The 13201-nt window shown below is 60.8% G+C and carries 19 protein-coding genes; 17 read left to right on the top strand and 2 right to left on the bottom strand.

The genetic code is table 11. The features are described 5' to 3' along the window. Positions 1–95 precede the first annotated feature (95 nt). From OVY48_RS10595 to OVY48_RS10665, 15 genes are all read left to right on the top strand, one after another. Complete coding sequence (locus OVY48_RS10595; protein ID WP_151606908.1) at positions 96–917, top strand: hypothetical protein; 822 nt, start codon at positions 96–98, stop codon at positions 915–917. After that, a complete protein-coding gene (locus OVY48_RS10600; protein WP_151606907.1) occupies positions 914–1480 on the top strand; it encodes a sigma-70 family RNA polymerase sigma factor in 567 nt (188 codons plus the stop codon). The genes OVY48_RS10595 and OVY48_RS10600 overlap by 4 nt, the downstream gene beginning before the upstream one ends. Continuing rightward, a complete protein-coding gene (locus tag OVY48_RS10605) occupies positions 1467–2108 on the top strand; it encodes an NrsF family protein (protein ID WP_151606905.1) in 642 nt (213 codons plus the stop codon). Before OVY48_RS10600 ends, OVY48_RS10605 begins: the two co-directional genes overlap by 14 nt. A 146-nt stretch (positions 2109–2254) precedes the next feature. Next, complete coding sequence (locus OVY48_RS10610) at positions 2255–2929, top strand: tRNA-dependent cyclodipeptide synthase (protein WP_313922826.1); 675 nt, start codon at positions 2255–2257, stop codon at positions 2927–2929. A 344-nt stretch (positions 2930–3273) separates the two neighbouring features. Next, complete coding sequence (locus OVY48_RS10615; protein WP_313922827.1) at positions 3274–3972, top strand: hypothetical protein; 699 nt, start codon at positions 3274–3276, stop codon at positions 3970–3972. A 116-nt stretch (positions 3973–4088) separates the two neighbouring features. Then, positions 4089–4727 carry an organomercurial lyase MerB gene (gene merB, locus OVY48_RS10620; protein ID WP_031383073.1) on the top strand — a complete coding sequence of 213 codons (639 nt, stop codon included), beginning with the start codon at positions 4089–4091 and terminating at the stop codon, positions 4725–4727. Between the two features lie 150 nt (positions 4728–4877). Then, positions 4878–5516, top strand: a complete 639-nt coding sequence (gene merB / locus OVY48_RS10625) for an organomercurial lyase MerB (protein ID WP_031383073.1) — start codon at positions 4878–4880, stop codon at positions 5514–5516. A gap of 150 nt (positions 5517–5666) precedes the next feature. Next, the gene (gene merB / locus OVY48_RS10630; RefSeq protein ID WP_031383073.1) at positions 5667–6305 is read left to right on the top strand and encodes an organomercurial lyase MerB; all 639 of its coding nucleotides are present in this window, start codon (positions 5667–5669) and stop codon (positions 6303–6305) included. A gap of 150 nt (positions 6306–6455) precedes the next feature. Next, positions 6456–7094 (top strand): organomercurial lyase MerB, encoded by a 639-nt coding sequence (merB, locus tag OVY48_RS10635; RefSeq protein WP_031383073.1) that lies wholly within the window; start codon positions 6456–6458, stop codon positions 7092–7094. 568 nt (positions 7095–7662) lie between these two features. Then, positions 7663–8076 (top strand): mercuric transporter MerT family protein, encoded by a 414-nt coding sequence (locus OVY48_RS10640; RefSeq protein ID WP_151606897.1) that lies wholly within the window; start codon positions 7663–7665, stop codon positions 8074–8076. Between the two features lie 31 nt (positions 8077–8107). After that, on the top strand, positions 8108–8422 hold the full coding sequence (locus OVY48_RS10645) for a cation transporter (protein WP_151606895.1): 315 nt from the start codon (positions 8108–8110) through the stop codon (positions 8420–8422). A 10-nt stretch (positions 8423–8432) separates the two neighbouring features. After that, positions 8433–8693 (top strand): mercury resistance system transport protein MerF, encoded by a 261-nt coding sequence (merF, locus tag OVY48_RS10650; protein ID WP_151606893.1) that lies wholly within the window; start codon positions 8433–8435, stop codon positions 8691–8693. Then, positions 8690–10123: a mercury(II) reductase gene (merA, locus tag OVY48_RS10655; protein ID WP_069612007.1), complete on the top strand. Its 1434-nt coding sequence runs from the start codon at positions 8690–8692 to the stop codon at positions 10121–10123. Before merF ends, merA begins: the two co-directional genes overlap by 4 nt. 33 nt (positions 10124–10156) lie before the next feature. Next, entirely contained in the window at positions 10157–10975 is an 819-nt protein-coding gene (merB, locus tag OVY48_RS10660) for an organomercurial lyase (protein WP_313922828.1), read from the top strand. Positions 10976–11004: 29 nt separating this feature from the next. After that, positions 11005–11913 carry a LysR family transcriptional regulator gene (locus OVY48_RS10665; RefSeq protein ID WP_313924752.1) on the top strand — a complete coding sequence of 303 codons (909 nt, stop codon included), beginning with the start codon at positions 11005–11007 and terminating at the stop codon, positions 11911–11913. Here OVY48_RS10665 and OVY48_RS10670 read toward each other — a convergent pair. Both OVY48_RS10670 and OVY48_RS10675 read right to left on the bottom strand, forming a co-directional pair. Continuing rightward, the gene (locus OVY48_RS10670; protein WP_069612011.1) at positions 11885–12148 is read right to left on the bottom strand and encodes a DUF2274 domain-containing protein; all 264 of its coding nucleotides are present in this window, start codon (positions 12146–12148) and stop codon (positions 11885–11887) included. The genes OVY48_RS10665 and OVY48_RS10670 overlap by 29 nt on opposite strands. A gap of 1 nt (position 12149) precedes the next feature. Further along, complete coding sequence (locus OVY48_RS10675) at positions 12150–12374, bottom strand: TrbI/VirB10 family protein (RefSeq protein ID WP_409593669.1); 225 nt, start codon at positions 12372–12374, stop codon at positions 12150–12152. Positions 12375–12441: 67 nt separating this feature from the next. Here OVY48_RS10675 and tnpA point away from each other — a divergent pair, with 67 nt between their 5' ends. Both tnpA and tnpB read left to right on the top strand, forming a co-directional pair. Beyond that, a complete protein-coding gene (tnpA, locus tag OVY48_RS10680) occupies positions 12442–12816 on the top strand; it encodes an IS66-like element accessory protein TnpA (RefSeq protein WP_313921603.1) in 375 nt (124 codons plus the stop codon). Next, positions 12813–13160, top strand: coding sequence for an IS66 family insertion sequence element accessory protein TnpB (tnpB, locus tag OVY48_RS10685; protein WP_096064158.1), 348 nt, complete (start codon positions 12813–12815; stop codon positions 13158–13160). Before tnpA ends, tnpB begins: the two co-directional genes overlap by 4 nt. The last annotated feature ends 41 nt before the right edge of the window (positions 13161–13201 follow it).

Genomic DNA, 13201 nt, shown 5'->3' on the forward strand with positions numbered 1-13201 from the left:
GTTTAAGCCGGGCTCAACGCCACTCAAACCCAAGGCGACGGCGCGTTTCAGCCGCGCGGCGCGGCCCGACCACTGATCATGGGGGAGATTTGAATATGGCCGCCGTTACTGCCAATTTCGACGGCTCTATTTTCGATGGCTTTCGACAGGGTCGAAAGTCCAGGGGCTTCTGGCTGCCGCGCATCCTGGCGCTTGCGGCGTGCGTGATCGGGCCTCTTCCCTTGATCCTTGACCTGAAATGGGGGGTGCCGATGTCGACCATCGGACCCATCTTCTGGCTGGCGTCGATCCTGCTCACCATCGCCTCCGTCGCACTGGCCAGACGGACCGGTTACCAACGCTTCGTCCGGACAGTCATCGTGGCTCTTCTGGCGGGCTATATGGCAACCGCCACCTACGACGCCAGCAGGGTGGCGGGGATGAGCGCCGGCGTCATCGCCATGGACGAGGCGCTCGACTTTGGGCGGCGCCTCACAGGGCAAGTTGCGCCCGGGGGCCATGGGTCCATGCATGCCGACGAATACGGGACCAGTCCCATGCGCGAGCAAGCCGCGCCGCCTGTTTCGAGCCCGACTGATCCACACGGCTCGGCAGCTCCGCACGAGGACCATCAACCAGGGGCGGGGCCCACCGCAGAGCATAAGCGGGTTTCCTCTCTTAGCCGAGGAGCGACCGTCGCCCTGGGCTACGCTTGGCATTATTGGAGCGGGATCATGTTCAGCCTCTCGTTCCTGATGCTGTTTGGCGGACGGGGATGGAAATGGGCGACACCCTACCTCGTGCTGGTGATTTATCCCGGCATGGTCTTCGCAATGGGGTCCCACACCGTTGCGAATTTCATCTGGGAAGCCGTCGGACACGCGGGCTTCGGTCTTACCTTAGGCATTGTAAGCAGTGCGCTCCTGAGCCGGGGATGAAACGTCAGGAAGGTGCCCTCAGGCTGATGATGGAACAAGCCCAGCTCGGAGATGCGACGGCTTACCGAACTCTCCTGGAACAGCTGAGCTCGCTGCTTCGCGCCTATATGAGGAGCAAGCTGACCCAAATGGGACGGAACGTCGCCGATGCTGAGGACGTCGTCCAGGAAGTGCTATTGGCGGTGCACACCCGACGAGATACCTATGATCCCTCCGAGCCCTTCACGCCGTGGCTGTACGCGATCGCACGCTACAAGCTTATCGACCATCTCCGCCGGAGCAAGATGGCTCATGCCGAGGGGCCGCTCGACGCAGCCGAGGCAATGTCGGACGGGTTCGATCATACGGCGGTGGAGTCCGGAATCGATATGGAAAAACTGCTTGCGACGATTCCCCAACATAGCCAGCGTGTCATTCGCGACGTCAAACTCGACGGACGAAGCGTCGCCGAAGCCGCCGCTCGTGAAGGCATTACTGAGGCGGCCGCGAAAGTCCGGATCCATCGGGGACTCAAGGCGATGACTGTTGCCATCGGCGGGAGGTTGTGGCGTGAAGACCGCTGATCTGATCAACCGGTTGACGGTCGATCTCAAACCCGTTGACTATCGTCGCGCCTCACGCGCCTTAGGCCTCGCATTCGCAGCGGGAAGCCTAGCGGCTGTCGCCGCGATCTGCCTGACACTCGGCCTGCGGCCCGACCTTCGAGAACCCCACGCTCTTGGCTTTCTCTTGCTGAAGCTTGTATTTGCGGCTGGAGTGGCGGCCACCGCCTTCCTGTTGTTGCTCCGGTTCGCCAGGCCGGGGCAAGCACGACGGTCGTCGAACCTTGTGGCGGCGCTACCTTTCGTCGGAATCGTGTTGCTGGCGGCGCTGGACCTTTACGTAACACCTGGCGCACAATGGGCAGCTTTGATTGCTGGTCATGCGTGGCCGAAGTGCCTGGTGATCATCCCGGTTATGGCCGCGGTGCCCTACGCCTTGATGGTGCTGGCGCTGCGCTGGGGGGCGCCCACAGATCTCTGGCGCACGGGCGCACTCGCAGGGCTGCTAGCCGGGGGCGTCAGCGCTAGCGCCTATGCCCTCGCTTGCGGCGACGATTCTCTGCCCTTCGTCGCCTGCTGGTACAGCAGCGCCATCCTGATGTGCGGCTTGATCGGCGGCATGCTCGGACAACGGCTTCTGCGCTGGTAGTTCATCGCGAGGTTTCTGTCCTCGCGGAGAAATCGCCTGCACCTTCCGGTCGAAACCGACATTCGATGTAACCGATCGAGCCGCGCTTGCGAACTTATGTTCGTATGGGCGCCTGTCGGAGGCGCTTGGAGACATCTGGAATTTGCATGCTCGCCAATCCCGTAACTTTGCGTTGTTCCGAGCTGTTTGACAGCCGAACCCATGCTGTCATCGGCAACAGCCCCTTCAACAGCTACTTCTCAGAGATGCGGATTTCTGAGCTTGCCCGGTGGGCGCGCCGAAACTTTACAGGCTTTCACTTCTATGTGCCTGACAGACCCGCTGCGCTCACGCTCGAGGCGCTAGGGTATTCTCCCGCACGCGCGGAGAAGAAGTCGCGACGACAAGCGAATTACCTCGAGAACAAGATCGCTCGCGCGCTTTCGACCGTAGAAGCAGAAGACGAGCTCAGCACCATATTGCTGAACGGTCGCGTTCTCGATGAACATCGCAACTATTCAGCCGGGCACGCTCGTTATCAAGACCTCTTCGCCTCCGATCCCGAGTTCCGAGAAGGTTGTCTTGAGAGTGCAGCATGGGTGCTTGAGAAGCACCCAGATCGAAAGGGCCCCTTGACGCCCACAGCGATTGAGATGGGCGCCCGCTACTTCCTCGCCGAAGTGCCATTCTTTCTGGACACGCCGTGTATTTTGGGCGTGCAGCATTCGGTGTTTTGTTACCATCAGTGCCCCGCTTTTCTGCGCAAGCTACTTGAGACACAACGGGGAGCGATAGCCAGCCCTAACCAGGGCTTTATCGAGGTCACCCCAGTGTCCGGCTAGCGCCATGGGACGTGTTCGAAATTCACTGAGTGAGGCGGGCCGCAGAGAGTCGCCTGTCTTGCTCAGGCGGACCACCGTTGGGCAGCGCCATCCTGCTGCGCGGTGGCATCGCGCCATGCTCGAGCGGCGGCTTCGTCGCTGGCGGTCGGCGGCTCAAGATCTCACGCTCAAGTTCGCGCGACCCAATCACATTCGATGTAACCGATCGAGCCGCGCTTGCGAACTTATGTTCGTAGGGCGCCTGCAGCGCGAGCCGAAGACCTCGCTCGCAACCGTTACAGCATGTCGGCAAAAAATGACGTCGGTGGAAGTTCCAATGGAACCTTCGAGAAAAGGAACAATAGATGAGAAAATCCTTCATCGCCTTGGCCTGTGCGGTGGTTAGCGTCCTGTGGACGACGGCCAGCTTTGCCAACGAGGGCAGGTCGAGGGTTCAACCCGAGACTATAAGCTTGTTCCAAGTCCCCTGGCAGTGCCCCGCGGCTCCGGAGATCGCATGCGGCGGGCTCGCCAAACCGGTTCTCCTCGAACTCGAGCAAAATACGGGAATTGCTGAGGCCTGGATAAACCGGGCCGGGACCGTGCTCGCCGTGGTGGGATCAGACCGGAACCGCGAGGCGCGCACGAAAACCGTTCGCACGCTCCTGCGGGAAATATTCGAGAAGGATGTCGCGACAGAGCTCCAGGGCGAAGCTCGGACGACGGAGCTGGCCAGATTCCGGTCGGGCGCCGCTTGGTACCGAGGCGCCCAGGTGGACACTCTCAGCATGGAGGAAGCCGATATTATCGCCGCCCGGCTCGTGCACCGAATCGAGACGAAGGTGGCGCTCTCCGAAGACAAGGCACGGTTGCTGACGGTGAGCTTCGCCGACATCCTCAAGGCACGTTTCATCCGCAGTTCCGATGCGCCCCGCACAGGCGATCAAAAGCCCCGCGATGAGCAACTTCGAGACATAGCGCGAGCACAGCTCGGCGCAGCTGGAGTGTCAGCATTCGACGAGGCGCTTGCGAAGGGAGAGCGCCCCGCGCCCGGTGAAAAATAAGACGCTTAGCTCGTGTTGGACCACGCGCGAGCATTCTGGTCCAGATCGCACCTGCCGCCGGTTCACCCTCAGAGAAGCAAAGCAGCTTTCGCGCTGTGCATCCCAAGGAAATAGCTATGAAACATACACGCTACATCACCGAAATTGCTGAAAGTCTGGCGCCAGCTAATCAGCCCGAAGGGTTCGGGCAGCTGTTCGTCGTGCTGCTGCGTGAGCTGGCCAAGGGGCGTCCGGTTTCGCAAACGACACTTGCCATGTCTCTCGACTGGCCTGCTCAGCAAGTGAATGCCGTGCTCGAACGGGCCACCAGTACCGAGTACGATAGTGATGGGAATATCGTTGGTTATGGCCTCACCTTGCGCGAGACTTCGCATATCTTCGAGATTGATGGCCGCCGTCTATACGCCTGGTGCGCACTGGACACTCTGATGTTTCCGGCCCTCATTGGCCAGACGGCGCGCGTGTCGTCGCATTGCGCTGCAACCGGAGCACCAGTTTCACTCACGGTTTCGCCGAACGAAATCCGGGATATCGCACCGACCGACGCCGCAGTGTCGTTGGTCCTGCCGCAGGAAACAGCGGACATTCGTCAGTCATTCTGTTGCCACGTCCATTTCTTTGCATCGGTCGTGACGGCGAAAGATTGGGCCTCCAAGCATCAAGGCGTGGAGATCGTAAGCGTCCAAGATGCCTTCCGCTTGGGCCAAGAGCTTAATCGACATATGCTGCAGACCATTCCATCGAGAAAATCGTGATTGGATAACGATTCTACAGCCCGGTATTCGCTTCGTAGGTGCGGATTGCCCTCTGCGAAATCTACCCGGGTGGCCCCGCAAGGCAATCAAAGCGGGTGTCAAACAGAGAAGCAAAGCAGCTTTCGCGCTGTGCATCCCAAGGAAATAGCTATGAAACATACACGCTACATCACCGAAATTGCTGAAAGTCTGGCGCCAGCTAATCAGCCCGAAGGGTTCGGGCAGCTGTTCGTCGTGCTGCTGCGTGAGCTGGCCAAGGGGCGTCCGGTTTCGCAAACGACACTTGCCATGTCTCTCGACTGGCCTGCTCAGCAAGTGAATGCCGTGCTCGAACGGGCCACCAGTACCGAGTACGATAGTGATGGGAATATCGTTGGTTATGGCCTCACCTTGCGCGAGACTTCGCATATCTTCGAGATTGATGGCCGCCGTCTATACGCCTGGTGCGCACTGGACACTCTGATGTTTCCGGCCCTCATTGGCCAGACGGCGCGCGTGTCGTCGCATTGCGCTGCAACCGGAGCACCAGTTTCACTCACGGTTTCGCCGAACGAAATCCGGGATATCGCACCGACCGACGCCGCAGTGTCGTTGGTCCTGCCGCAGGAAACAGCGGACATTCGTCAGTCATTCTGTTGCCACGTCCATTTCTTTGCATCGGTCGTGACGGCGAAAGATTGGGCCTCCAAGCATCAAGGCGTGGAGATCGTAAGCGTCCAAGATGCCTTCCGCTTGGGCCAAGAGCTTAATCGACATATGCTGCAGACCATTCCATCGAGAAAATCGTGATTGGATAACGATTCTACAGCCCGGTATTCGCTTCGTAGGTGCGGATTGCCCTCTGCGAAATCTACCCGGGTGGCCCCGCAAGGCAATCAAAGCGGGTGTCAAACAGAGAAGCAAAGCAGCTTTCGCGCTGTGCATCCCAAGGAAATAGCTATGAAACATACACGCTACATCACCGAAATTGCTGAAAGTCTGGCGCCAGCTAATCAGCCCGAAGGGTTCGGGCAGCTGTTCGTCGTGCTGCTGCGTGAGCTGGCCAAGGGGCGTCCGGTTTCGCAAACGACACTTGCCATGTCTCTCGACTGGCCTGCTCAGCAAGTGAATGCCGTGCTCGAACGGGCCACCAGTACCGAGTACGATAGTGATGGGAATATCGTTGGTTATGGCCTCACCTTGCGCGAGACTTCGCATATCTTCGAGATTGATGGCCGCCGTCTATACGCCTGGTGCGCACTGGACACTCTGATGTTTCCGGCCCTCATTGGCCAGACGGCGCGCGTGTCGTCGCATTGCGCTGCAACCGGAGCACCAGTTTCACTCACGGTTTCGCCGAACGAAATCCGGGATATCGCACCGACCGACGCCGCAGTGTCGTTGGTCCTGCCGCAGGAAACAGCGGACATTCGTCAGTCATTCTGTTGCCACGTCCATTTCTTTGCATCGGTCGTGACGGCGAAAGATTGGGCCTCCAAGCATCAAGGCGTGGAGATCGTAAGCGTCCAAGATGCCTTCCGCTTGGGCCAAGAGCTTAATCGACATATGCTGCAGACCATTCCATCGAGAAAATCGTGATTGGATAACGATTCTACAGCCCGGTATTCGCTTCGTAGGTGCGGATTGCCCTCTGCGAAATCTACCCGGGTGGCCCCGCAAGGCAATCAAAGCGGGTGTCAAACAGAGAAGCAAAGCAGCTTTCGCGCTGTGCATCCCAAGGAAATAGCTATGAAACATACACGCTACATCACCGAAATTGCTGAAAGTCTGGCGCCAGCTAATCAGCCCGAAGGGTTCGGGCAGCTGTTCGTCGTGCTGCTGCGTGAGCTGGCCAAGGGGCGTCCGGTTTCGCAAACGACACTTGCCATGTCTCTCGACTGGCCTGCTCAGCAAGTGAATGCCGTGCTCGAACGGGCCACCAGTACCGAGTACGATAGTGATGGGAATATCGTTGGTTATGGCCTCACCTTGCGCGAGACTTCGCATATCTTCGAGATTGATGGCCGCCGTCTATACGCCTGGTGCGCACTGGACACTCTGATGTTTCCGGCCCTCATTGGCCAGACGGCGCGCGTGTCGTCGCATTGCGCTGCAACCGGAGCACCAGTTTCACTCACGGTTTCGCCGAACGAAATCCGGGATATCGCACCGACCGACGCCGCAGTGTCGTTGGTCCTGCCGCAGGAAACAGCGGACATTCGTCAGTCATTCTGTTGCCACGTCCATTTCTTTGCATCGGTCGTGACGGCGAAAGATTGGGCCTCCAAGCATCAAGGCGTGGAGATCGTAAGCGTCCAAGATGCCTTCCGCTTGGGCCAAGAGCTTAATCGACATATGCTGCAGACCATTCCATCGAGAAAATCGTGATTGGATAACGATTCTACAGCCCGGTATTCGCTTCGTAGGTGCGGATTGCCCTCTGCGAAATCTACCCGGGTGGCCCCGCAAGGCAATCAAAGCGGGTGTCAAATGGTCCCCTACACGTAATCTCGTCTGGCCCACTATGCCGGCGTGAGCATCGACCGGCGGGGGCGAGGGTCTTGCCCGTCTCGGGCCTGCGCCATCCCGCGCGTGTTGCCCGAGTCGATCGGGTCTTTGGTGGTTGTCCAGCGCAGCGGCTCGGCCTGTCCCTTGGGAACTGCGGTTGCAGGGCTGCCCCGCGATCCTGCCTCGCGGCGAGCAATGCAGGCAAAGGCGACTTTCGCTTCCCGAGATCAAAGCCATGCTGCGGGTTCTGCTTCCGCTTAGAAAGCGCCTTCAGCTCCCGCTGAAAATCAACATTCCATGTAACCGATCGAGCCGCACTTGCGAACTTATGGTGGTAGGGCGCCTGTCGGCGGCGCCTTCAGTGCTAGGCCGCAGACCTCGCTCTGAAATAACACTTGAACCTGTAGGTCCTACAGGCCCTATCTTGAAAAGATCGAGGAGAAAAGGAATGAGTGAGTATGTTCGAACGGCCCCGGCGCGGCTGACCGGCAAACCCGAAGCGGGGACGTCGCAGGGCGGGCAGAAACTGTTGATGGCGGGCGGGATCCTGGCCGCCCTTGGCGCATCGTCTTGCTGCATACTGCCGCTTGTTCTGTTCAGCATTGGCGTGAGCGGGGCGTGGATCGGAAACCTGACTGCGCTTGCGCCTTACCAGCCCGTCTTTGTGGTCGCAGCGCTTGTCTTTCTCGCTGTGGGCTTCTGGCGCGTCTACCGCCAACCGAAGGTGGACTGCGCGGAAGGTAGTGCTTGTGCTCGCCCGGGCGCGAGCCGGATTGCCAAAATCGGGCTGTGGGCTGCGACCGTGCTCGTCTTCGCAGCGATGGCGTTCCCTTACGCTGTGCCGTTCCTTCTCGACCTCTGATGCAACCTTTCAAACCAGGAGACTTGTGACCATGAAGACCTTGATTCGCACTGCAGTGACCGTCGCCGCCTTGACTCTCGCCGGAGGCGCTTACGCCGCCCCTCGGACAGCCACGCTTGCGGTTGAGAATGTGAGCTGCGTGACCTGTGCACCAATCGTAAAAAGAACTCTCTCGCGCATCTCCGGTGTCAGCCAGGTCGCGGTCGTGGAGCGGGACGGTCGGGCCACGGCGACCGTGACCTTCGACGATGAGAAGATCACGGCCGAGGCACTGGCCCAGGCGACCACGAATGCAGGCTATCCTTCGACCGTGACGGGCGTGAAGAGCGTGGCTCTCGCGCGCTGACGTGACCGCAATGAATAGCCGCGCCCTTTTTCGAACCGGCATCATTGGGGCGGTCGTGGCGGCGCTCTGCTGCGCGACCCCAATCCTTGGGATTGCGCTGGGAGCGATCGGGCTCTCAGCGCTGGCGACCAAGGTCGATTATGTCCTGATCCCGGTTCTGGTCGCCTCGCTCGGGCTGGTCGGGATCGGGCTCTACCGACGCAAAGTATCCACCCCGGCCGTCATCGACTGCTGTGAGACGGATAAGAACACAGGAAAGTTCAAGTCATGAGTGATTGCTGCGCTCCGAGCGCAAAGAACGGGAACGGCCGCTACGACCTCATTGTCGTCGGCGCCGGCTCGGCCGGGTTCTCGGCCGCGATTACGGCGGCCGAACAAGGGGCGCAAGTTGCGTTGATCGGCCACGGCACGATCGGAGGGACGTGCGTCAATGTCGGCTGCGTCCCGTCGAAGGCCCTTATCCGGGCCGCAGAAGCGGTGCACCACGCCAACGCCGCACCCAGGTTCGCCGGTATCGCCGCAGAGGCTCGGGTGGCAGACTGGGGTGCGCAGGTCGCCCAAAAGGATGCACTGGTCGCGGGTCTGCGTCAGGCGAAGTACGCCGATCTCCTGCCATCTTACAACAGCGTCGCATATCATGAAGGCCGCGCCCGCCTCGTCGATGGTGGCGTCGAAGCCGGTGGCAAGCGTTTCGCGGCGGAACGTATCATCATCGCCACCGGGACCCGGCCGGCGTTGCCGGCGATCCCGGGCATAACGGACATCTCAATCCTCGATAGCACCACGGCGCTGGAGCTGACCGCACTGCCACGCTCGATGATTGTGCTCGGCGGCGGCTACATCGGCGTTGAGCTAGCGCAAACCTTCGCTCGAGTGGGGGTCGAGGTGACGCTAGTCTTCCGCAGCCGCCTCCTGCCGGAAGCAGAGCCTGAGATCGGGGCGGCCCTCGCCGGTTATCTCGCCGACGAGGGTATCAAGGTCGTCGGCGGTCTGACCTACGAGTCGATCCGTCGGACCGAGGAGGGCGTCGCGCTCACGGTGGTTCGGGAAGGACACACAGAAACGCTCGCGGCCGAGCGGGTTCTGGTTGCGACGGGTCGCGCCCCGAACACCGAAAGCCTTGGCCTTCCGGAAGCAGGGATCGCCCTGACGCCGGTGGGCGCGATCGTGGTCGATGACCGGATGCGCACTTCCAAAGCTGGCGTTTACGCGGCCGGCGATGTGACGGGCAAGGACCAGTTCGTCTACATGGCGGCCTATGGCGCGAAGCTCGCGGCAAAGAACGCGCTCAACGGCGACAGCCTCCGCTACGACAACTCGGCGATGCCCGCGGTAGTCTTTACCGATCCGCAGGTGGGAAGCGTCGGCCTCACGGAAGCGCAGGCGCGCGCCGCCGGGTACAATGTCCGCACTTCCGTGCTTTCGCTCGACAACGTGCCCCGCGCGCTCGCGGCCCGGGATACACGCGGCCTGATCAAGCTTGTGGCGGACGGCGACACACGCAAGCTGCTTGGGGCACACATCCTTGCGCCTGAAGGCGCGGACAGTATCCAGACGGCGACGATGGCGATTCGTGGCGGTCTGACAATCGATGACCTCGCGGAGACGATCTTCCCGTATTTGACCACAGTCGAAGGGCTCAAGCTTGCGGCGCAGACATTTGACCGGGATGTCAAGAAGCTGTCCTGCTGCGCGGGCTGACGATCGGCCAAACGATCAGTCGAGGAAGATGTGATGGCGATCGACGCGACAACATCGGAAGAGTTCAGTGTCGAGATCAGGCCGGGCGTATGCCGCCCGGACTGGTCGGCCGTTACCACGCCGGCCGCACGGCATGCGCTCAGCGGGCGCATGGCGGCGCGGGCGGGACTTTTGGACAAGTGGTCGCAGGCGCTCGAACCGAATGAGGATCTGGTGTGGCGGATGGCCCTCGACCTTTACGCCAAGAACGGTCGGTCGCCTCGCGCTAACGAGATCGCCGCCTGCTCTGACATCTCAGAGGAACGCGTGCGCGTCGTTCTGCACAAGCTGCAATTGCGCGATCTTTTGGGCCTTGAACCCGGCACGGACGCGATCCGCTATGCCTACCCTTTCACGGAGACACAGACAGGTCACCACGTCGCACTGAAGAGCCACACCTTGAACAGCCTCTGCGCCATCGACGCGCTCGGGGTCGGCAGAATGTATCGCAGCGACGTCACGGTCGAGTCCCGCTGCCGGCTAAGCGGTGGCAGTGTCCGGGTGACGACAGGCGATGAGGGTCGTACCTTGCGCAACGTGTCGCCGGCTGGCGCCGTAGTCTGGTACGACTTTGCCTATGAAGGAGGTGCGGCGGCAAAGTCTTGTTGCCCGTCGATCGCCTTCTTCTGTTCGGAAGAGCAATTGCGGCGTTGGCTTGATCAGCAGTCGTCACCCCGGCACGGCGTCATGTTGGTGATGGAAGAGGCCCTGGAAGTCGGCCGCGCGATCTTTGGTCCAGTTTTGACAGTGCCCGACCAAGTGTCGGAGGAAGAGTCGCGAGCACCTTCTAAGTCGAGGAAGGTGGTTCTCTGACAATCGAGCTGCGCCATCTTCGCTACTTTATTGCAGCTGCAGAGCGCGGGAGCTTTCGACGCGCAGCGAAGGCGCTTGAGATTCATGAGTCCGCCATCAGCCGGTGTATTCGCGATCTGGAAGATGAACTCGGAGCGGCTCTATTCATTCGGCACCATGGCGGTGTGCACCTCACGCAAGCCGGCCAGAGATTTCTCGTCCGCGCTCGCAAGGCCATCACTCAGATCGGTCATGCGGCTATGGATGTTGGTTCGTTTGGGCGCGGCGAAGCGGGCACCGTGCGCATCGGAATATTCTCGTCGCTTGCATCCGGCTTTCTCGCCGATCTCCTCCGAGCCTATGCTGCGGCGAACCCAACCATCCGCCCCGATCTGATTGAAGGCGGGCCCTCCGGCCACATCGCCGCGATCCAACGACATCACCTGGATGTCGCCTTCCTGACTGGTGAGCCGATCGCGGACGGGTGCGATCTGGCGCATCTTTGGAATGAGCGCGTCTTCGTAGCATTGCCAAACGATGACGGCCTGTCTCGGAATCGCGAGATTTCTTGGACGAGCCTGCGAGACCGACACTTCATCGTCAGTGAGACTGATCCGGGTCCGGAGATCCACGACTACCTGGTGAAGCACCTCGCTGACCTTGGGCACCACCCCAACGTCGAACGCTACCGTGTCGGTCGAGACAACCTCATGAATCTCGTCGCCATGGGTCAGGGCCTCACGCTGACCAGCGAAGCGACTATCGCGGCGCGCTTTCCCGGCGTCGTCTACCGCCCACTGAGCGAAGAGATTCTGCCGTTCTGCGCGATCTGGTCGCCGCACAATGATAATCCGGCTCTACGGCGGTTGCTGAGCCTGGCCAGAACAATGTCGCGACGATCGAACGCCGTCGCAGTGCCGGGACTGATCGCTAATTCTGCGACGTCGAGCCTGAGCTAGCGGGCGGGCGCCCGCGTTCACCGTCACGTCGCGCCTTCGTGAATCCTCGGTCGGTCGCCATGAATCGCTCGATCATCGGTGAAATCAGCTTCACCGGATCGCCCATGGATCTTCCGGTCTCGCGGGCGAGTACCTGGGCATAGGCCACGAGATCGCGGTGAACCGTGGCCGGCAGTTCGAGCGAGACCTTGACCGGCTTGTCATCGGTGATCGGGCCGAGTTTCAACTTCGCCATGTCAGCCTCCGTAGGGTTCGAGCACCAGATCGCGGGTGACGATCACGCGGACCGGGTATCCGGGTCGGATAGTGAGTGTCGGCGCAATGTTGAGCTGGCGGCTAACGATCTGCCGACCGGTCTGACTGACGCTGTCTGATGCGCCTTGACGCAGCGCTCGCACGATGTCGCTGTCCTGGCCAGACGATCGTAACCGACCGGTTGAGGCCGCCTGCCTTGCTGTGATGTGAGCGCGTAAGAGACGTCCATAAGGACGTCGTTATGGACGTCCTGAGCCAAAGCGAGGGACGGCGGTGGAGATATTGGGCCGGGAACGGCGTCGTCGGTGGAGCAACGCGGAGAAGCTCGAGATCGTCGCCGCTGTGGGAATGAACGGAGAGACGTTGGCGCGCGTCGCGCGGCGCTACGATGTGTCGCGAAGCCAGATCTATCAATGGCGCCATCTGTTCAGGAAGCGAGGGTTGCTGCCTGCGGCGGACGGGCCGACCTTTTTGCCGGTTGATATCGGGGCGCCCATGCTGAGCGCGGAGCCCGTGCTCGATGACCGGGTGGTGGTCTCGCCCTTGATCGTCGAGCTGTGTCTGGCGCAAGGACGGCGGCTGCGCTTCGATGCCGGCATCGAGGCTACTGCCTTGACCCAGCTTATCCGGTCGGTGGAAGCTGCATGATCGGACCGGGCACCGGCGTAAGGGTCTATCTCGCCTGCGGCGTCACTGACATGCGCAAAGGGATTTCGGGTCTTGCAATGCTGGCCCAGACCGTGCTGCGACAGAAGCCGGCCAGTGGTGCCGTATTCGCCTTTCGGGGACGGCGCGGCGACAGGCTGAAGCTGCTTTACTGGGATGGTCAGGGATTTTGCCTCTATTACAAGATCCTGGAGCGCGGCCGTTTTCCCTGGCCCTCTGCGGCTGACGGGGCGGCGCGACTGACATCGGCCCAACTCGCGATGCTGTGGGAAGGGATCGACTGGAGGCGTCCGAACTGGGGTGCGCCGCCTACACGCGCGGGGTAACTTTTCTTCTGCAAAAGCGGCTGTTCTGCTAGGCTTTGCGG

It is taken from the genome of Sphingobium sp. SA2 (assembly GCF_032227065.1).
Lineage (GTDB): Bacteria > Pseudomonadota > Alphaproteobacteria > Sphingomonadales > Sphingomonadaceae > Sphingobium.

Coding starts and splice junctions, on each gene's coding strand:
- OVY48_RS10595 (WP_151606908.1), top strand. CDS start 96: ATGGCCGCCGTTACTGCCAATTTCGACGGCTCTATTTTCGATGGCTTT.
- OVY48_RS10600 (WP_151606907.1), top strand. CDS start 914: ATGAAACGTCAGGAAGGTGCCCTCAGGCTGATGATGGAACAAGCCCAG.
- OVY48_RS10610 (WP_313922826.1), top strand. CDS start 2,255: ATGCTCGCCAATCCCGTAACTTTGCGTTGTTCCGAGCTGTTTGACAGC.
- OVY48_RS10615 (WP_313922827.1), top strand. CDS start 3,274: ATGAGAAAATCCTTCATCGCCTTGGCCTGTGCGGTGGTTAGCGTCCTG.
- merB (WP_031383073.1), top strand. CDS start 4,089: ATGAAACATACACGCTACATCACCGAAATTGCTGAAAGTCTGGCGCCA.
- merB (WP_031383073.1), top strand. CDS start 4,878: ATGAAACATACACGCTACATCACCGAAATTGCTGAAAGTCTGGCGCCA.
- merB (WP_031383073.1), top strand. CDS start 5,667: ATGAAACATACACGCTACATCACCGAAATTGCTGAAAGTCTGGCGCCA.
- merB (WP_031383073.1), top strand. CDS start 6,456: ATGAAACATACACGCTACATCACCGAAATTGCTGAAAGTCTGGCGCCA.
- OVY48_RS10640 (WP_151606897.1), top strand. CDS start 7,663: ATGAGTGAGTATGTTCGAACGGCCCCGGCGCGGCTGACCGGCAAACCC.
- OVY48_RS10645 (WP_151606895.1), top strand. CDS start 8,108: ATGAAGACCTTGATTCGCACTGCAGTGACCGTCGCCGCCTTGACTCTC.
- merF (WP_151606893.1), top strand. CDS start 8,433: ATGAATAGCCGCGCCCTTTTTCGAACCGGCATCATTGGGGCGGTCGTG.
- merA (WP_069612007.1), top strand. CDS start 8,690: ATGAGTGATTGCTGCGCTCCGAGCGCAAAGAACGGGAACGGCCGCTAC.
- merB (WP_313922828.1), top strand. CDS start 10,157: ATGGCGATCGACGCGACAACATCGGAAGAGTTCAGTGTCGAGATCAGG.
- OVY48_RS10670 (WP_069612011.1), bottom strand. CDS start 12,148: ATGGCGAAGTTGAAACTCGGCCCGATCACCGATGACAAGCCGGTCAAG.
- tnpB (WP_096064158.1), top strand. CDS start 12,813: ATGATCGGACCGGGCACCGGCGTAAGGGTCTATCTCGCCTGCGGCGTC.